Below are 18,994 nucleotides of genomic sequence, written 5' to 3'. Positions count from 1 at the left end.
CAAAAGTCTACTCTTTCATTACACGCTCATGAATTTCGGTAACCACTTTCCTCGCAGATTCAATCGCCCCTGCTTGCCAAGCGGTAATATAGCTGATATGTTCCCCAGCCAAATAAATGCGACCATCAGGCTTACACAGGGTAGGGTAATACGTTTTGCGATCGTCCGCCGTATAGGAAGCCCATCCGCCAAGATTATATTTAATCTTCTTCCAATCGATGGAGAATGAGGCCTCAAACTCTTTATAATATTGCGGATGAATCTTCGCTCCTTGGCTTAATGCGTGATCCTCCCTTTGGGCAGGTGTCATTTTACCAATCTTGTCAGCGTTACCCCCGAAGGCATAATAGCCTAAGAGGAGTCCCTTTTTGGCAAAATAATCAGTCGGCGGGTAATAAATACTGGAAATGTCCATGTTCGTCAGCGAGCTTCCGCCATAAATGTACTCATCTTCCTCCCAGAACCGACGTTTGAATTGGAGGCCAATTTTACCGGCAGATGCATAGCTAATTTTAGAAATTGCGGTAGACATTTCGGCAGAGAAATCAGCCTTGATATCCTTAAGGACAGGTAATGGAATCGTACATATGCAGTAGTCTCCGGCAGCTTCCTTGCTGGCGCCACTATTCAAGTCCTTATACAGGATACGAACACCATCGGAGGATTGCTTAATTTCCTGAACCTCTGCATGGAATTCGATTCGGTCGCCCACACGCTTCTCAAACGCTTTAGCAATTTGGTCCATCCCGCCTACCGGATGAAACATCATCATTTGTTGATCATAACTGTATTCGCTGCTAAAAAATTGCCCAAAACCGGAATTTATGATCGCTTTTAAACTAAATGGATCTCTGCGTACGCCAGCGTCGAATTTACCGCCTGGTTCCTCGTTATACCCTGCTCTCTCCGAACCTTTATAGAACAGATCTGCGTTCAAATCCCCTTCGGTCTTCAAATAAGTAACAAGCTTAGCTTTTTCTTCTGTTGTAAGAGGGAGATCCAGTGCTTTCTGATTCACCGCTTTAGCCAGCATTTCGGCGACATAGCCCCTAACATCGGCCTTCGCTTGGCGCTTCGGAATTTTCACACCCGACAACTCGCCCACATTTTCGTTATAATAGTAGCCGCTCTCGTTCACATTGTTGAACGGCTCGATCGCGACACCAAATTTACGAGCATAATCCAACGTCACATGAAACTGGGGAATCCGCATCGGTCCCGCGTTGAAATACATCCCATTATCAAAGCGCGCAACCTGCTTGCTGCCTCCTAATTCCGTAACCGTCGTACCTCTGCGAACCGTCCAGGCTCTACCACCGGAACGAGCTCTCGCTTCTAAAATTGTGCACTGATATCCCGCCATTCCCAGCTCGTAGGCCGCCGTCATACCAGCTATCCCTGCGCCTAGAATGATCACCTTTTTCCCGTTACGGTTCGTTGAAGTGAGATCCCTACTTGAAGGTGGCGTGTAATCTGCCGCTTTCATCGTTTCTGGGGATAAGAGCCCCAGAGTCCCCATAACACTAAAGAGTGCGGCTGACCCTCCTATTTTGCCGACTGTGGTCAAAAATTGTCTACGTGTAATTTGATCTTCTTTGATCGGTGTCTTCTCCATGCTCCCATCTCCTCGTTCAAGTTTGGATAAACCGCACCTTAAACGTACCAGTAGGATATGTATTCGTCACTATTATGTGTAAGATTACATTACATAAATATTACTTATACCGGGATAAAAATAGGTTATTTGATCAGATATGGGCATGATGATAGAGTTATCTTGTAAACAATGTCATGTAAACGTTAATTTATCTAACATTATTAGGAGGTTGGATGATGTCGATGACGAAAAAGAAAGTAATTCAAATTGGTGTGGTAAGCGAATTAACCGGGTTATCGGAAAGGCAGATCCGTTATTACGAAGATCGCAAGCTTATTTTCCCAGAAAGAAGTAAAGGAGGCGTTCGTAAATATTCATTTGAGGATATTCAGATCATCATGGAGATTCACACAAAGCTGATGGACGGCTTCCACACCGTTGAACTTAAGCGTATACTAGCGGGATCTTAGGACAATTACAACCATACATAGCTTTGGAGGTGCCTTCCATGCCAATAAAAGAAATGATGTCTCTCGTTGAACATCTGTCCGAATTGCGAACACGCATTATTCGAGTTCTAATCGTTATTGCCCTTACGATGATTGCCGGCTTTCTTGCTGCCCAGAAGCTCCTCCTCTATTTGAAGCAAACACCCCCGGCATCCGAAATGACATGGCATGTATTTTCACCCATGGATAGTATTCGCCTCTATATGATGATTGCGTTCGTGATATCAATTACGGTTTCTTTGCCTTTTATCCTATATCAGATCTGGGGATTCGTTAAACAAGGTCTGACGAAGGAGGAGCAGTCAGCTTCACTTCGTTATATCCCTTATACTGTCCTGTGTTTCATCATCGGTTTAACTTTTGCTTATTTCGTTGTTTTCCCCATGTGTATGACATTCACTACCCAAATTTCCGATAACCTCGGATTAACTCCGACGTACGGCGTCGCCCAATATTTTAGCTTCATGCTGAACATTGTGCTGCCATTGTCGATTGCCTTCGAACTTCCCATCGTCGTCATGTTTCTTACTAGACTAAAGCTGCTGAATCCAAAGCTCCTGAACAAAATTCGCAGATATGCCTACATAGTGCTAGTCATCGTAGCTAGCCTTATTTCGCCGCCAGATCTCATCTCACATCTCATGGTGGCCATCCCCTTATTCGCCTTATATGAAATCAGCGTCGTACTATCACGTTTCGTCTTTAATGGACAAATGAAAGAACTAAGCAAACTAAGCGTTGAGTACGGAGCTTCATAAAATAGGGCTTCCCTATCATTGTCTATAGTCCGCATTTGGGATATATTTACGACATAAATAGCTTCCCAAAAAAAGGAGAACTATGCGGATTGAACAACTTCTCTATATCATTGAAATCAATCAAACTGGTTCGATTTCCCTAGCTGCCGAAAAGCTTCACGTCTCCCAACCGAATATCAGCCAGGCCATTGTGAGTCTGGAAGAAGAGCTTGGGGTTAAGCTTTTTAAGCGTTCGCGCTTTGGAGCCGTTCCTACGGAAGATGGGAAATTAATTATAAGTAAAGCGGAAGAGATTATTAACAAAGTAGAGGAACTCCGAGAGACGGCAGATTTTCAGTCCAATCAGCTCTCCGGGTTCCTCTCTATCGCTTCCGTACCTAGCCTATGCTTGAGTGTTTTACCCTCAACCTTGGCGATTTTCAAAGCAAAACATGCTGGCGTTGAGCTTGAAATGTTGGAACTTGATTATCCGCAAATTAAACAAGAAGTCCAAAGCGGTAAAGTAGACATTGGTCTAATCGCCGTATCCCGGAATTATGAAGAAACGAATAAAAAATTGATCACAGAGACGTTGATGGACAGCAGAGTGATGGCATGTGTGGGGAAAAACTCCCCACTGGCTCATCGAAAAAGCATCTCCTTAGAAGAACTTGTACATCAACCGATCCTCCTGAATTCGGAGTATCTTATTAGTAAATTAAAAAAGTATGGAGAGCCGAATATTTTATTTAAGCTAGGGAATTCAGAGGCTGCCAAACGAGTGATTGCGGAAGGTATTGCCATTGGATTTTATACGGAAATCGGTCTGAAATACGACCCCTATGTCCAAACAGGCAGCATAGTTGCATTAGAAATCACCGGAGAGGATATGGATATTTCCTTCTGCTCCTTACGTCTAAAGAATCGCCATCAGTCCCTGCCCTGCAAAGAGTTTACGAAAGAACTGAAAACAATTATTGCAACAATTTGATATCGCGACTATCGCTTGCAGCTGCGTTAGAAGCATGTTTATTTATTCGGCGTTTGCCGACAATCATCACATAAACAATGGATACTGCAACAAGCACTATGTTACCTACAATTAATGGAGCCGACAATCGGCTGAGCAGTAAATAGACTTGAAAGGCAAGTAAACCAACGGCTATGATGACAATAGTGTAAAGCAGGCTTGGCTTCATAGTAAAAGGCGCTTTGCGATAAAGCTCAGGGTACTTGTGTGGAAGCTGAATGGCAGAAAGTACGGGGAAAATACTGGAAAGAAGTAAGATGCCAACCCCTAATTGGGAAATCGTAGTCAAAGATACTCCTGTCACAATGGGGATGACCCCAAGCAGATAGTAAAACGTGAGCAGCCAATGCGGTGTGCCATACCTTCGATTAACCGCGCCGAACGATGCTGGTAGCCAACGATCGCGACATGCCACCAGCAACCCCCTCGTCACCCAGGAAAACGTCACATTGAGTGTAGAAGCCAGTGCAAACATGGCCCCGCCTATGATAAAAAATAGGAACAATGGATTGGGCAATATCGTTCTCGCCACATCTGAAAGCGACTCTCCTGCAACTTCGGAAATCGGCAGAACTCCGGTTGCCACGATGCCAATGCCTATATAAAGCATGGCAACTATACCACTACTGATAAAAATGGTAAGCGGAATATCCCTTTGCGGCCGCTTCATTTCGCCTCCGAGCTCAACTACAGCATAAGCGCCTCCAGACGCAAAGGATGTGATTCCAACCGCTGTAAGAAAGCTCCCTATTCCCTGAGGAAAAATCTCAGCTGGATGAAACACCGAATAATCGACCTTCGAAATTCCCCATACGATGAAAACAAGAAGTGACAGCAGCTTAATCGCTACGAGCACTTTACCTAATGATGACATGAACTTGATCCCAAATAAATTAATCAGATAGAAAAAAGTCAGCACAATGAAAGCAACAAGCATGATCGGCGTACCAGGCATGATTCCCTGTAAATATTGTGCAAATGATATGGCATACACAGCGATGGTCAAATGACCGAATGTAAATAGGATTAAATAGACAAATCCAGCATTCGGAGAAAGTAAACGACTCGTGTATGTATACATGCCTCCAGTCGTAGGAAGTACTGATCCTAATACGGCAAGAGGAATCGTGATGATGAGCATAAAAACAGAGGAAAGCACGAAAGCAAGCGGTACACCAGACCCCGTTAAAGCAATGGCAATGCCAGTTATTGACATGATACCCGCTCCAATAATTTGTCCGAGGGCGATACCAATCGAATCTCGTAAGCCCAACACCTTCTTCAATTTCCCATCTTCATTCACCATATTCAGCAGCCCCTCCCTCTAAACTCCACTCATAAATATATACACTCATCTTCTGCATAAGCCAAGCATTCCCTGCTTCTTCATGAAAATAGAGGTAATAATTATTTATTCTAAACAGTCATAATCGATTTTTATCCCGCATAGAATATATAGTTGCTTATTACTGAAAGCCGAATGAAAGTTTACTGAAATCCAATTTACACATTTGAAGGGATGCTGATTTCGTATTATTACATTAGAACAAATTCAATTTATCGAGACTCGCTGTATCAATCCGCAAGATGCCATCATCGTTCGTTTACTCACAGAGGGTATTGCCTCTCACGAAATTGTTTATTTGAAAAAGAACTCATTAGATGCCAAAAATCAAATACTTACAGTCACTGACTCCATGGGAGCAAAGAGGCAAGTACAAATTACGCGAAAATGTGCTGAACTGTATCATAGTGCTCTGGGACAAACGAAATACATAGTCAACTACGGAGACCTACCCAATAAACAACTGATAACCGATCTACGAGATAGCGATTATCTCATCAAGGTGAGCATGCGTGATTTTATTGCAAATCGCAGCATGATCACAGAGATGGATTCCGTTATTTTGCGAACGATATATATGAGACTTCGGCGATTAGCTGAATTTTTCTCAACACCGGAACTCACGTATTTAACGACAGGAAAACTTGAATTCAAACAATTAGCACATGCATAATGGATGGATGCGGAGGCTCTTAGAGACTCTTATTATGGAAACTAACGTTGAAATGAATAGAGGCTGTCCCTCCGGTAATCATCCTACCGTTGGTGACAGCCTCTTTTTATGTATTACTCCAACAACTCGTCAAAGATCCCCCTGAACTGATCCGCTACTGAGGAAGAACCTTCTTCCAGCTCTTCTAGATTGAAAAAGTAGCGATGATGAGACTCATCCGTATCCAACATATCCGATAGAAATCCTTTGAAACCACGCGTTTTACGATCGAATTCTAGGATAATCTCTACACCGTCCTCATTCGGATAGAAGATGAGTTCAAGTTCATCCACCGAACTGCGGTATTCGCCATTTTGATAGGGGACAAATTCAAACTTTTGAATAAACGGTAAATGATAATCTCGTTGTAAATAATACTCATTCTCCGCTTGATGCAAATGAAATCCGAGTTCTTCCAGAGCTTCAAAAACAACCGCTGTATGTGGATGTGCCTGAACCTCAATATCATCACGATCCGAAGGATCAACCGCATTATCAATGTCTAAACCTGTGCGCACCCAGATCGGGCTGACACCGATTGAGATTGGCGTTTCATGCGGCAATACGAATTGAAAAGGAATCTCAATCGTTTCATCCGCTGCAATCACAAGACTTTCACCAAGCAGCATGTTGGCAATAACGATGGTTTCATTCTCCATACGAGTTTCAGTTCGCCCATCGCGATTAGCATCTGTCTCCACAGGCTTCTTATATTCCGTCATGATTTGAAAGTAGATTTTATCCACCTTCTGTTCCACTTTTCCGCCTTTGGCAATAACGACGCCTTCAACCAGCTCCCCCGGAATAAAATCCTCCGTATGAAACTGCGTGTCGATATCGATATTCCCAATCCCAACGCGTGCTAACATTTTCTTGAAAAATGCCATTTCTGATTCCCCCAGTTGCTTAATTGTTAGTGTCTTCCTCAAACAAAGCTCGAAAATAGCGCTCTCTGTGATTTAAAAAGTCTCTCGTCAGAGTAAAATGATCTGTATCTTCATACGCGATTGGTTCAATCGTCGTTTCAGAAAATTGTAGAATCTTCGCGTTTGGGTACGCCATCAAAATCGGAGAATGAGTAGCGATGATAAACTGCGCTTGGCCCAACTGCTCCAATTCCCATATCATTCGCAAGAATGCTAATTGGTTTTGCGGGGATAAGGCCGACTCTGGCTCGTCTAAGAGATATAATCCCTTACCGCCTAATCTATTTTTCAAAAAAGTTAAAAAGGCTTGTCCGTGCGACTGCTGATTCAACGATTTCCCTCCATAGGGTGCATACGCTGATTGCCCTACGTAGGGGTCTTTCGCGAGTTCATCAATATAACCGGCAAACGTATCAAATGTCTCGGCACGGAAAAAGAACCCCTCCTTAACCCTAGGAAGCCAAGACAGCCGCATAATACTCGCTAAAGATACATCGTCTTTTTCCTTCGAAATCGTTAGATCCTTGCCGCCTACAACGCTGAATCCGCATGATATGCCAATTGCCTCAAGTAAAGTAGACTTCCCTGACCCATTATTGCCAATAAAAAATGTGACGTTAGATTCAAAATTGTATTCATTGAAGGATTGAATGGTTGGTATTTGGTATGGAAATTGTTCTCTATCCTCTGGTTTCAACTGGGACCAATCCAGGGAAATTCGTTTTAAGAATGGCATTTGAGCTTTCCTTTCTTTACACGATCAGAAACGAGATTCTCGGCATGTTAATTCCTGTTGATATCACCTATTAATCTTTCAACATCTACAGACTCCAGCTCCGGTGCCTCCAGAGATGCCTATGCCAAGAGGTTTTTTCATGTTTGTTGTCCTTCACGATTTTTCTTGATTGAAAGTATACACCCCAACATTCCTGAAAGGGCTATCCCAAAAAAAAAGCTATTTACATTAAAAAAAATGGTGTTTGTATACTGATTGAACCATCTCCACCTATAAATAATTGAATTCGAACTGTTAGGTCCTCCATTCAGTGTATCAAGATGCCATTTGACTTCATTGATCTCTCCTAAAACACAAAAAACTAGGAGTAAGCTTATAAAAAAGATGATCAAGCCTTTTTTTATCCTAGTTACACGCTTAATGTTATAAAAAAACATCGAAGTCATAACTAGCAACACTGCATATATGGGAATTGCAACAAGCATGATGATGATCGCAGGATTACCATTCCCTGAAATTGCGCCACTTGGCCTTGCTCTAAATGTCATTAGGCCTATCAAATAAAAACATGAAGCACTAATGAACAAAAAAGTGAGTAACCAAAAATAAAAGACACGATCGGATTTCCCGCTGCCACAAGCTCCAAGAATTCGAATTTTGATTAAATCCACTCCCTTGAGCCTTTACATAATATGGGTTATCTCCATTAACTTTACACGATAATTGATCCTTTCTCTACGAGTTTATGCAATTTTAATGTTTGCATACAAACAAAAGCCACCCCGCGTAGATCAATCTACATCGGGATAGCTTATCTCTTAGACTAAAGATCGAATCAAAATATCTCTGACTGTTTCCCTCGTCATCATTTTGTATTGCCCCACTTTGTCCTTCATGAATGATTTATGGACTAGTTCCTCTACCCTAGAATCATCGATTCCATAATCCCCTAACCGACTTGGCGCACCAAGGGAATTCCAGAAACTTCGCAGTGCTTCAATCCCTTCAAGCGCGATTTCATGATCCGTTTTGTCCGATGGATCGATACGGAAGACTGCAATCGCCAGTTTCTTCATGCGCGAAGGATCTTCCTCAGCACAATGCTTCATCCAGTTCGGGAATACAATCCCAAGCCCACCGCCATGCGGAATATCATAAACAGCGGATAGGCCATGTTCGATCTGATGCGATGCCCAATCTCCACCATCTGTGCCGCTGGACAGCAGCCCGTTAAAAGCAGTCGTCCCCGCATACATGACCGTTGCTCTATGCTCATAGCTGGTAAGATCGGCAAGCAGCTTCGGCGCAGCTTCTATGACTGTCAAGAGGACTGACTCCATGAAACGATCAATCATAGTTGTATTTTCCGTCCGGTGGAAGTACTGCTCCAGCACATGAGACATCATATCCACGATGCCATAAACGGTTTGATCCAGAGGTACAGAATAAGTATACGTCGGATCTAAAATAGAGAAAGCCGGATAAGCGAAAGGACTGCTCCAACCCCGCTTTTCATTTTTCTCCCAATGTGTGATGACGGAAATATTATTCATCTCAGAACCTGTTGCCGCAAGTGTTAAAACCGTTCCGAAAGGAAGCGCTTTGTGAGGCGCAGCTTTCCGAGTAATGATGTCCCAAACATCCCCATCATAATAAACGCCCACGGAAATCGCTTTGACACAATCAATCACGCTCCCCCCGCCAACGGCCAGAATGAGCTCAATTTGCTTATCGCGGCAAATATCAATGCCCTTACGAACAGTGGTAAGCCGTGGATTAGGCTCCACTCCGGACATTTCAAACACTTCTGCTTGCATATGTATAAGCTGTTCCACTACAGCATCGTATACGCCATTTTTCTTAATGCTTCCACCGCCGTACACAAGCAATACTCGCTTGCCCGTCGTACCAAGTTCCTGCTGCAGCTGTTCAATTTGACCTTGGCCAAACCATAATTTTGTTGGATTAAACTGTAGAAATGATTGCATGACTGTTTCTCCTTCGGTGACTGATATCTACAGCAGTATATCACATGTAAGTTTCAATATCGAAATCGTTCTACTTTACATAGAATAGATTGAGGTGACAATCCTATGCCCAATTACCGAATTATTGTTGATCTTTCTGACTTTCAATTATATCTGTTGGATGCAAATCGCGTTGTACGTGGATTCCCAGTTGGTATTGGTAAAATGGTAACCAATACACCCACGGGTGAATTTTTCATTATCAATAAGCAGCCACGTCCCGGCGGCCCTTTCGGCGTCTTCTGGATGGGTTTAAGCAAACCTCATTATGGTATCCACGGCACGAATGATCCTTCTTCCGTAGGAAAGAGAACATCTCACGGCTGTATCCGCATGTACAACGAAGATGTGCTTGAATTAGCCGCACTTGTGCCCATTCACACCAGAGTTACCATTCGACCTTAACCCAAAAAACCGTATACCGCACACGGAATCATGTGATGTATACGGTTCTCGGGGCTTAAATTCGATGCACTGGTAACGAGAATGAGATGCTGCATCCTTTTCCAAGGCGGCTTTCCGCCCAAATCTGGCCACCGTGATACTGTACAATCTCCTTAGCAATCGCAAGTCCTAGACCACTGCCGCCAGACGTGCTGCGTGATTTAGAGACTTTGTAGAACCGCTCAAAAATATGCGGAAGATCCTCTTCGCTAATCCCCACACCAGTATCGGTAACCCGAATCACTAACTCGCTCGGCTCATCCTTGATTGCCACGTGAACATCAATGAATCCGCCTCTAGTGGAAAATTTAATTGCATTGTACAAAATATTTGCATACACCTGTTCAATACGATCTGTATCTACCGTTAAAAGCAGTTCTTCGCCTTCCGAATGTACCATGTCCAACGTATAGGTAATTCCAGCATTCGCTGCATCCAGCTCATACTTTGCAAAAAGCTGACGCACCATCGTACCGCATGAGGTTGGAGCTAGCTGAAAATGGAACTGCTTCGTCTCAAGGCGACTTAACTGATACAGATCCGTAATGAGCCGCTGAATGCCGACAATCCGCATATGAACGACCGAAAGGTACTTTCTCTGTTCCTCAGGCTCTTGAATAACCCCATCCAGAATAGCCTCTACATAACCCTGAATGGACGTGAGCGGCGTGCCCAAATCATGGGAAATATTGGACAGCAAGTCTCGGCGCGACGTCTCCATCAAGATCAATTCGTTCGTCCGTTCTTTGACCTTGGACTCTAAATCATTATAGAGTCTTGCATTCTCGATAGATATTGCAGCCTGAGCAGACAATAGCTTGATAATATCAAGACGGTCAGATGTAAAGGCATTGCGAATCAAATTATTTTCAAGATAGAAGACGCCGACTAGATTGCCCTGATGCAGGATCGGCTCGCAGAATATCGATTTACTCTCCGTTGCCCGAATATACGGATCATGTGTAAAGAATCCCTTATTTTCGGCATCATCGAGAACTACGCCTTCCTTGGTTCTTGCAACGAATTGAATCACAGCCGTTGGGAGATCTTCTCTTGTTTCTAGTAGAACAGAGCTTACGGTACAAGAATCCTTACCGTCGATGGCTAGCATCTCAGCCTCCACGAATAAGCTGTCACGTTCCTTCAAGACAAGGATGCTTCTCTCCGCGCCAGACGAATAAGTTACAATTTCCATTAACCGTTTGATCAATTGCTCCAAGTTAACTTCACTCGACAACGACCTAGACGTATTCATAATCGTCATAAAATCAAGCGCCTGAAGGGAATAGTCACTTATTTTGGTTGTGCCCCAATCCTTCGACTCCTTAAGTGATGTTAAATAGCCCGGATAACGCAGCATTAACTCCTCGGCCTTTGCCTTGGCACCCCAGCTTAGATAACCGTAATACGCATCGACGAAAAAGGTTTTGGCAATCTTTTCACGTCCCGCTTCCTTGTACATCTTCCCCGCCAGCTCACAGGCTATCGCCTCATGCTGGATGAATCCCTGCTCTCTTGCTTGCCGGATTGACGTTTCGTATTCTTGCTCCGCTTTCTGGAAATGGCCCGTTATACGGTTCCACTCTGCATGCATTAATAGACTAATATGCATAAAGTTTTCCGGACAATGGGCAGCCCATTTATCCATCTTGCGAAGCATCTTTCTCATCTGTTTGGCGAGCATCTTCTGCTCTAAGATCGCAGCCTCTTTATATTTTGCAGCTATAGATAAAGCAAAGTAGAAATAGTTCTCAGGAATATGAAACAGACCGAAAGAAACAGACTGCATAGGTTCCGCATCTTTACCAAACTTTAAAGCTTCGTCATATTGACCAAACAAATAATTCAGCATCATTTTCTTTACCGTATACTCATGAATAATAACTTGGTTCGGGTGGACCTCCAGTTTACGGACAAATTGATTTTCCTCTTCCTCATCCTTGCCGATAATCAGGGGATTCTCAGACTTCCCTTCCAAATTATGAATGACCATACGGAGCATTTCTAACATGAGCAGGGTGTCATGATGATTGGTCTGTTCCAATATCCGATAGTTTTTAGCTAGATCTTCTTGCACTTCCGAAAGGACAACACCTTGAAAATCCTTTACCAAAACCTGATATGTTAGGGCATAACCTGCGAAAACCAAGTCACCGTCCTCGATCCCGCTTCGGAACGATTCCTTCAAATGCTCTAAACACACCTGCAAAGGCTTTACCCAAGGCGTCACGAACAACCCAAATGAGAAATGGCTTTTGCTGCGGAATTGATGAGATTGAAATCTGGCATTCATGCGGTCGCCAAGCTGCCCATATTGGTAGCCCAGCTGAAAATCCCCGAAGCCCGAGCCCAGAATCAAGCCATAGGATCCATATACATAGGCCATCATGGGGGTATTGCCATACTTCAAGGCATGCTTCGTCATGATGAACATGAACAAAACGAACAAATTCGTATTCACGAAATAGGCGGAGATGGCAATACTCATCATTAAGTTCATTAATTTGGTTGTATATTCATCTTCCATAATCGGTAAATCGTACAGCTGAAGTGTATTCTTCCGCCCAATCATTGCTTTCAGCTTCATATATTCGAAAAAAATGTTCACGCCCGTAGGTTCTTTATATACACGGATGCCTTGTTCGGCTAATGCTTTCAATCCGACTTCCACACTTTTATGCTGCTTACCGACGTTCGTGTATAGAATCACTTGTAAGTTATAAACTTCCAACTTAAGTTCGTTCGTACGGGCATCTACAAGCAGCTCTTCATAGGATATCTCGGCTTCATCCGCCTGACCATTCAGATAAAGTACTTCTGACTTCTCCAGTCGAATGGAAAAGCTAAGGTCATTTAACTCCACACTCTCTACCAACTTCAGCAAAGCTAGTGCTTTATTGTAGTACTGCAGTGCCGAACGATAAGCATTCGAGGATTTAGCCTTGCGGCCTGCACTGAGATTAAATTCTAGAAGCTGGATAAGTTCCTTCCGCTCCGTTAATAAGTTAGAGCCGATATTCATATGGTTGACGATATCGAATAACCGGGGCTCGGCCTGCTCTTCAGTTAAATGCTCCAGCAGCTGATGCGCGATGTTCAAATGCATTTCTGGCAGCATGGATTCTTCAATGGATCCATAGACAGCTTCTTGAATGGAATCATGCACAAACATAAAACGTATGTCCCGTGCAGTTGAGTTCCCTTGGATCTCGATAAAAAACTTATAATCTGTTCCAACTGGTATCATCAATCCGTTTTGGATAGCAATTTCCAACTCATGCAGTATATCTGTAAAGGACATCTTAGCAATAATACCAAGTGCTTCCAGGTCAAAGGAGACACCCAAACAAGCAGCAAGCCGCAATAAGTATTGCGTTCTAGGTGGCATACGCTGCAGCTTTTCAGCTAGGAGGAACATAAGATTATCGGTAATTCTAAGCTTCTGAATTTCACCAATATCCCATATCCAACGATTAATTTCATAATTAAAGGTGAGTAAATTTTGCTCGTGTAAAGCAGTTAAAAATTGTTTGACGAAAAAAGGATTCCCTCCGGTTTTTTGCAGAACGAGCTGTGCCAGCTCAACTACCTGCTGCTGCTCGGTTTTCAACGACTCCGCAATCAACTGCTTTACATCCGCAATTTCCAGTGGCTGCAAAATAATTCGTTCCGTAACAAGGCGCTCTGGGAGCTTGTCCAGCAATTGCACACGGGTTGATGATAACCAATTAGTGTCGTACTCGCTTCGATAGGAACCTATGAAAAGGAAATACTTCATTTGTGAATCGTTCAAAAGCAGATCAAGAAACTGTAAGGAGGCCGCATCAGCCCACTGCAAATCATCTAGAAACAACACGATGGGCCGGTCTTTCACACAGAAGATTAGCAGAAATTGCTGCAATAAGAAATGCAATCGATTCTGTGCTTCTTGCGGAGGAAGCTGCTTCGCAACGGGCTGCTTACCGATTAGGAGCTCAAGGTCCGGAACGAGATCCGTCAGTACTTTCCCACTTGTTCCCAGTACCTTCAGCAATCGTCCGCGATACTCTTCGATTTGATGATCTTTCTCCGTTAGAAGCTGACGGACTAACTGACGCAGTGCCTTAGACAACGCATGATACGAGACATGCTGTTTGTTCGGCTCGAATCTGCCGGATAAGAACCAGCCATTGTCCTTCATGATCGTCTTCATCGTCTCGGCGATGAGAAACGATTTGCCATAACCAGATTCCCCGGTTACCCAAACGGCCTCCAGCGATCCATGCACCGCACGTCCGTAAACATGCAGCAGATTTTCGATTTCCTGAGCTCGTCCGTACAACCCTTGAGGTATCTGGAACATGTCCGTCATGTCATAGAGCCCAACCGCAAATTCCGTCATTTCTTCTCCGGAATTGCTCAGCATCAAGATGTGCTCGAGATCCTGAATAATGCCGTAGGCGCTCTGATATCGATCTTCCGCATTTTTAGCAAGAAGCTTCATGACAATATCGGATAGCGGCTTCGGTATGCCCATCCGCAAGCTTTCGGGAGGAGTCGGCGTCACGGCAAAATGGCAATGAATCAGCTCCACCGGATCTTCCGTTTGAAACGGAAGACGTCCGGTGAGCATTTCATAGAACGTGACCCCTAAGGAGTAGTAGTCCGTTCGGTAATCGATAATACGATTCATACGACCAGTCTGCTCAGGTGACATATAGCTTAGTGTTCCTTCTAGCATCAACGGATCTAGCATTTCTTGACGCTCTCTCGTAAAAGAGGAAATGCTGAAATCAGCCAGCTTCATGATCTGCTTATCGGGATTAATAATAATATTGCTAGGCTTAATATCCTTATGTATAACGTAACGCTGATGAATATCCCCGACTATTTTAACCAATTGAATAGCTGCTTTGAGAAAGGCTTGTATGGACTGACGAAACATAGGGAAATACGCCGATAAGGTCTCACCGTCAAAGTCTTCCAAGATGAGAGCTAGGCTGTTTTGATGCTTTGGCAGCGCCAATGGCTTAACAATACCGGTAAAGTCCAGCATTCTGCCAATCTCGTACTCACGTTTCAATCTAGCGATATCTGCTGAAACAGGAAAGTCAGAACGTAAGGTTTTGATAATTACTTTTTCCATAGACGGCTTATGAACAGCACGATAGAGTACAGTCCGTTCACCTTGATAGATTTGTCTGATCAACTCGTATTCCGGCAAAATTAGCATAAAATCCTCCTAGTAAAACTAGCTGCTAGGTATTCCTAAAAAAGCTTTCCATCCCAAGGAAGCCCCTTCTCAAACCGTCGCTTGTCATGATGATGATAAGGTTTCAATAAATCGATATGCATAAACTCAAATGTGTACATTTCCCATATTTCACAAGGCTCTTCCGTCGAACCATCTTGTTTCAGTATGGCATTAACTGCGCGTCGTGCCGCTTCATTAGCGCCTTCCATCGTCGCAAGGTTTGTATTCGTACGTACGTAATCAGCAGCAAGGAACAGATTCGGAATTGCGGTATACGCTTCTGGACGGTCATCCCAAGTACCCACACGATTAATAAGTAGGGGTTCCATATTCGTGCATGCATGTTCGGGATTCTCAAATTGAATATCCGTATCCAAGAACCAAGAATGCAGAACATCGTCTTCTAGGATAACGGCACCATCCACGTTCAAGCTTAATTTCATCTGTGCCCATACTTCGGCTTTAATCTCTTCAGCCGTGCAAAGTGTTGCCGATTTACCGAATAATACGCCAGGTGTGTCCCAATCCGAAATATCGACGGATAAAACACCCTTCACTGTACCATCACCATACTGGCTAAGGTCGACATCCGGCCAAAATTGCTTCTGGGATACTGAGGTCAGCGACCAAGGTGCATCTAAGTATATAACATGTCCATGAGTGATTGGCAGTTCTTCCTTCAAATAATACTGAATGCCATTCATCCATGCGACGGAATCAACAAGCTTTTGCACACCAACAAGTGTTGGGTCGGCTTGTACCATAGCGTCCGTAATGAATTTACCCATCACTTCAACCGGGAATGCAGCTATGAAATAATCAGCTTCTACATCGAAGGTCTTACCGTTCTCCGTCACCTTCGCACTGCGAATAACGCCATCCACGCAGTCGATGCTTTCAACTTTTGCCGCTAAATGGTAATCAACTCCCTGATCTCGTAAAAAAGTTAGCCAAGGGTTCACCCATTTGTCATTCGTTGGACCGTTCAAGAGACGAACGAAGCTCGTGCCTGGTGTGGTGATATCTAGTGTCATTTGAACAGCTACAGGGCCGACAGTTTGTGTGTTTGCAATTTTGGATTGACAAGCAACGAGGGTTTTGGTGAATCCAGCGAATATTTTTTGAAATGCAGGGGATTGTTGATCTGCCTCAATGAAATTCCACCAATCGATGAGGTTATATTCCTCGCGAATGCGTTCATCACAGCTCGTCATGACTTGCCATAGCTTACGTCCGTATTGCTCCAGATCATCCATACTTAGACCTAAGCCATTATCGAATAAATCTCTGATGACCACCATAAAATTGTCTAAACTAAATTCAATCTTGGCCAGCAGCGGCAATAGCGGTGCTGTGTAGGTGGCAATATCTAACCGCGTCACTTCTGTTAAGTTATCATATACGGTTCCATTCTCATAGGGAATTCGTTTCAATGTATCAATGACATGTCTGTAAAAGCGAGGAAATAACCGAAAACCATGCTCGCCTGGAAGATCTTTTCTCCCGTCAGTTCCACTGCCTACAAAAGGCATACTTCTCGCTTTCCCGCCTGGAATACTTTTAAACTCGTAGACAGACACCTCATAGCCTCTGACGATCAATTCATGCGCGGCACTCATCCCGGCAACACCGCCGCCCAAAATAACGACTTTTTTCAACACAGTTCCCCCTCATATTGGATCAAATTGTAAAAAAATCTGTAAAACTATCATATCATCTAGGTCATTTGAATCATAGACTTTTAGTTCTGCGAAGTTAGAAAAAAAGCCCAAATCAGCTGAGTCTTGTCAGCTAGAAAAGGCTTCATAGAAAATTCGGGTTCTTTATGCAGCAACTTCTATACCTTTCAACTCATTTTTCTCAAGCTTATTCCAAAACTGAGAAAAAAAGTGTACAGTAAAATAAATGAAATAACTGCTATCTGCCTCTGGATCCAGACTCAACTTTGTTATTCCCTCGACTTCTTCAATAAGCTTTACAACAACCATTCACCCAGACCTTGCTGATTCCACCTCGATTGCGTTAATACCTAAATTCCTATATCCCGCCGAATCATATATAATAAAGGCAACTCCCAATGATGCCATCAAGAGAGAGGATGGATATTCCATGCATAAAAAAATGGGTACGCGCTATGTGCCAGATTCACAGATCGTCGCTTTACCTCATGGTACTTTGCAATATGGTGATGATTTATTTCTAACTCGAAAAGTTCTCCTTTATCAAATAGAGCTTCAACCTGGGCAGGTCGGTGAAGATTACATTCGAACCCTTCATCATAAAGCAGCTTTCATACATGACGGGTTTCAACATATCCTGGATACAGCTGTAGAGGAAGATTCGGTTACGATCATTCTGCAAGCCAAGCCAGGCTCACTATTCTCCAACCATGTTAACAAGAAAGAAATGTCTTTCCATACTATCATTGCAATGATTGCTGATCTAGGGGTTTCCTTGCTTGACGCAATGGAAGAACGTATTACAGGATTTACAGTAGGCGCTGAAAACCTATGGTTAGATGATCACGGCAAACTTTCCGTCATTAATTATTGGGACAAAGGCGATCCTCAGGCACAAGGGGCCATCGGTCTTTGTCGGTTAATGATTCAGCTATTTACTGGCGCGGAGACGATTAGCGGTGCTTTTGAAGTGATGCATACGCATCTGGAGCGTACGCCGATCCCATCTGCGACATATGAGCAAAAATTGGCTTTAATTAAGCTGATTAAGCTCGTCTGCCAAGGTCACGCATCACTTTCTTCGTTGATTTTTGGATTGCGGAGTTTACCATCTTCAGGTCAAAAGCAGGACGCTGGGCCTATCCACACGCAAAATCATTATCAAAACCCGAGTAAAATTCAAAAGCACGTAGTGGATGAGGATGAAGTTGATGAGGTGGACGAGGTTGCACCCGCTGCTGATAAGCGATCACAATCATTGAGCGCTCTAAGTAAGGCAGGGATAGGAGCAATTGCAATTTTGGCCGTCGTCTTGGTCACAGTTTGGGCGCTTTGGCCATCTCCCAAAACAGAGTCTGTTGTCGTGGTACCTATCCCCACCGCCACACCTACGACGACGACAAATACACCTGTCCCATCTACAACGAAGCCCCTCGGAGATTCGAACAAACAAGCCGAGGAAGTAGCCATACCTAACCTGGTAGGTCTATCTCAAGCTGATGCCGAAGCGCAAGCCTTGGCTGCCGGTCTGCATTACAATTTTTTGATTGAAGCAAACGATCAGCCAAAGGGAACCGTCATTAAACAAGACCCGAAGTCAGGCACGAAAGGTTTGCAGGGCGACAATGTTACGTTTTGGGTTAGTAAGGGAAGCCAGTAATGCTTAGGAAGCGTTGACAGCTAGAACAGTGACTCCTATGAGCGTAACTCCTAAAGAGCGTAATACCTACTAGCAGTGAACCTAAAAAACAGAACACCTAATAAGCAGAATCACATAGAGGAAAGTTGTACTTTGTACAACTTTTGTCGAGCAAACCAACCATTTCCCATCGATTGTTGCAAAACATACAACAATTTCGCTTGAAAATGCCCTAAAAGGAATAATAACGTCCAAATTGTTGTACGGAAGAGTCAATTTCATAATGCAATTTGCCCCAGGTAATACTCGCCGAAAATACGGTATTATTTTTTAAAATTAGCTCGCTTGCTTAACAATCCCAATTTGTTGGTTCATCCGAT

General features: G+C 43.6%; 14 protein-coding genes and 1 pseudogene. 6 read left to right on the top strand and 9 right to left on the bottom strand.

All coding sequences use genetic code 11. The features are described from left to right. Positions 1 to 7: 7 nt before the first annotated feature. Positions 8 to 1,615, bottom strand: coding sequence for a flavin monoamine oxidase family protein (locus tag AC58U0_RS34360; RefSeq protein ID WP_497383196.1), 1,608 nt, complete (start codon positions 1,613 to 1,615; stop codon positions 8 to 10). Positions 1,616 to 1,833: 218 nt separating this feature from the next. Here AC58U0_RS34360 and AC58U0_RS34355 point away from each other — a divergent pair, with 218 nt between their 5' ends. The 3 genes from AC58U0_RS34355 to AC58U0_RS34345 all read left to right on the top strand — a co-directional run bounded on the left by AC58U0_RS34355 (position 1,834) and on the right by AC58U0_RS34345 (position 3,834). After that, the gene (locus AC58U0_RS34355) at positions 1,834 to 2,067 is read left to right on the top strand and encodes a MerR family transcriptional regulator (RefSeq protein ID WP_497383195.1); all 234 of its coding nucleotides are present in this window, start codon (positions 1,834 to 1,836) and stop codon (positions 2,065 to 2,067) included. Positions 2,068 to 2,105: 38 nt separating this feature from the next. Beyond that, positions 2,106 to 2,864 carry a twin-arginine translocase subunit TatC gene (tatC, locus tag AC58U0_RS34350; RefSeq protein ID WP_497383194.1) on the top strand — a complete coding sequence of 253 codons (759 nt, stop codon included), beginning with the start codon at positions 2,106 to 2,108 and terminating at the stop codon, positions 2,862 to 2,864. An 82-nt stretch (positions 2,865 to 2,946) separates the two neighbouring features. Then, on the top strand, positions 2,947 to 3,834 hold the full coding sequence (locus AC58U0_RS34345) for a LysR family transcriptional regulator (protein ID WP_497383193.1): 888 nt from the start codon (positions 2,947 to 2,949) through the stop codon (positions 3,832 to 3,834). On the opposite strand, the gene AC58U0_RS34340 is transcribed toward AC58U0_RS34345, so the two are convergent. Continuing rightward, a complete protein-coding gene (locus tag AC58U0_RS34340) occupies positions 3,818 to 5,179 on the bottom strand; it encodes an APC family permease (protein ID WP_497383192.1) in 1,362 nt (453 codons plus the stop codon). The two genes, AC58U0_RS34345 and AC58U0_RS34340, sit on opposite strands and share 17 nt — an antisense overlap. 226 nt (positions 5,180 to 5,405) lie before the next feature. Between AC58U0_RS34340 and AC58U0_RS34335 the strand changes: the two genes are divergently transcribed. Further along, entirely contained in the window at positions 5,406 to 5,891 is a 486-nt protein-coding gene (locus AC58U0_RS34335) for a phage lytic cycle repressor MrpR family protein (protein WP_497383231.1), read from the top strand. 113 nt (positions 5,892 to 6,004) lie between these two features. Here AC58U0_RS34335 and AC58U0_RS34330 read toward each other — a convergent pair whose 3' ends face one another. The 4 genes from AC58U0_RS34330 to AC58U0_RS34315 form a co-directional block, all read right to left on the bottom strand. Further along, positions 6,005 to 6,817, bottom strand: a complete 813-nt coding sequence (locus AC58U0_RS34330) for a sporulation protein (RefSeq protein WP_497383191.1) — start codon at positions 6,815 to 6,817, stop codon at positions 6,005 to 6,007. Positions 6,818 to 6,836: 19 nt separating this feature from the next. Then, positions 6,837 to 7,592, bottom strand: a complete 756-nt coding sequence (locus AC58U0_RS34325) for an AAA family ATPase (protein ID WP_497383190.1) — start codon at positions 7,590 to 7,592, stop codon at positions 6,837 to 6,839. 137 nt (positions 7,593 to 7,729) lie between these two features. Continuing rightward, the gene (locus AC58U0_RS34320) at positions 7,730 to 8,263 is read right to left on the bottom strand and encodes a hypothetical protein (protein ID WP_497383189.1); all 534 of its coding nucleotides are present in this window, start codon (positions 8,261 to 8,263) and stop codon (positions 7,730 to 7,732) included. A gap of 147 nt (positions 8,264 to 8,410) precedes the next feature. Then, entirely contained in the window at positions 8,411 to 9,580 is a 1,170-nt protein-coding gene (locus AC58U0_RS34315; RefSeq protein WP_497383188.1) for an iron-containing alcohol dehydrogenase, read from the bottom strand. A 105-nt stretch (positions 9,581 to 9,685) separates the two neighbouring features. Here AC58U0_RS34315 and AC58U0_RS34310 point away from each other — a divergent pair, with 105 nt between their 5' ends. Beyond that, a complete protein-coding gene (locus AC58U0_RS34310) occupies positions 9,686 to 10,024 on the top strand; it encodes a L,D-transpeptidase (RefSeq protein WP_497383187.1) in 339 nt (112 codons plus the stop codon). A gap of 55 nt (positions 10,025 to 10,079) precedes the next feature. Here the strand turns inward: AC58U0_RS34310 and AC58U0_RS34305 are convergent, their stop codons facing one another. From AC58U0_RS34305 to AC58U0_RS34295, 3 genes and pseudogenes are all read right to left on the bottom strand, one after another. After that, on the bottom strand, positions 10,080 to 10,601 hold the full coding sequence (locus tag AC58U0_RS34305) for a sensor histidine kinase (protein WP_497383230.1): 522 nt from the start codon (positions 10,599 to 10,601) through the stop codon (positions 10,080 to 10,082). Continuing rightward, positions 10,587 to 15,275: pseudogene (locus AC58U0_RS34300) on the bottom strand (AAA family ATPase); the annotation flags it as partial. The gene AC58U0_RS34305 and the pseudogene AC58U0_RS34300, both read right to left, overlap by 15 nt. 35 nt (positions 15,276 to 15,310) lie before the next feature. Further along, complete coding sequence (locus tag AC58U0_RS34295) at positions 15,311 to 16,957, bottom strand: hydroxysqualene dehydroxylase (protein ID WP_497383186.1); 1,647 nt, start codon at positions 16,955 to 16,957, stop codon at positions 15,311 to 15,313. Positions 16,958 to 17,405: 448 nt separating this feature from the next. Here AC58U0_RS34295 and AC58U0_RS34290 point away from each other — a divergent pair, with 448 nt between their 5' ends. Further along, positions 17,406 to 18,635, top strand: coding sequence for a PASTA domain-containing protein (locus AC58U0_RS34290; protein ID WP_497383185.1), 1,230 nt, complete (start codon positions 17,406 to 17,408; stop codon positions 18,633 to 18,635). Positions 18,636 to 18,994: the final 359 nt, after the last annotated feature.

The sequence above is a fragment of the Paenibacillus sp. J31P190 genome (assembly GCF_059692075.1).
The sequence above is the reverse complement of the archived record's forward strand: the minus strand, read 5'-3'. Positions and strand labels throughout refer to the sequence as shown.

Coding starts and splice junctions, on each gene's coding strand:
- AC58U0_RS34340 (WP_497383192.1), bottom strand. CDS start 5,179: ATGGTGAATGAAGATGGGAAATTGAAGAAGGTGTTGGGCTTACGAGAT.
- AC58U0_RS34310 (WP_497383187.1), top strand. CDS start 9,686: ATGCCCAATTACCGAATTATTGTTGATCTTTCTGACTTTCAATTATAT.
- AC58U0_RS34315 (WP_497383188.1), bottom strand. CDS start 9,580: ATGCAATCATTTCTACAGTTTAATCCAACAAAATTATGGTTTGGCCAA.
- AC58U0_RS34345 (WP_497383193.1), top strand. CDS start 2,947: ATGCGGATTGAACAACTTCTCTATATCATTGAAATCAATCAAACTGGT.
- AC58U0_RS34290 (WP_497383185.1), top strand. CDS start 17,406: ATGCATAAAAAAATGGGTACGCGCTATGTGCCAGATTCACAGATCGTC.
- AC58U0_RS34330 (WP_497383191.1), bottom strand. CDS start 6,817: ATGGCATTTTTCAAGAAAATGTTAGCACGCGTTGGGATTGGGAATATC.
- tatC (WP_497383194.1), top strand. CDS start 2,106: ATGCCAATAAAAGAAATGATGTCTCTCGTTGAACATCTGTCCGAATTG.
- AC58U0_RS34355 (WP_497383195.1), top strand. CDS start 1,834: ATGTCGATGACGAAAAAGAAAGTAATTCAAATTGGTGTGGTAAGCGAA.
- AC58U0_RS34360 (WP_497383196.1), bottom strand. CDS start 1,615: ATGGAGAAGACACCGATCAAAGAAGATCAAATTACACGTAGACAATTT.
- AC58U0_RS34325 (WP_497383190.1), bottom strand. CDS start 7,592: ATGCCATTCTTAAAACGAATTTCCCTGGATTGGTCCCAGTTGAAACCA.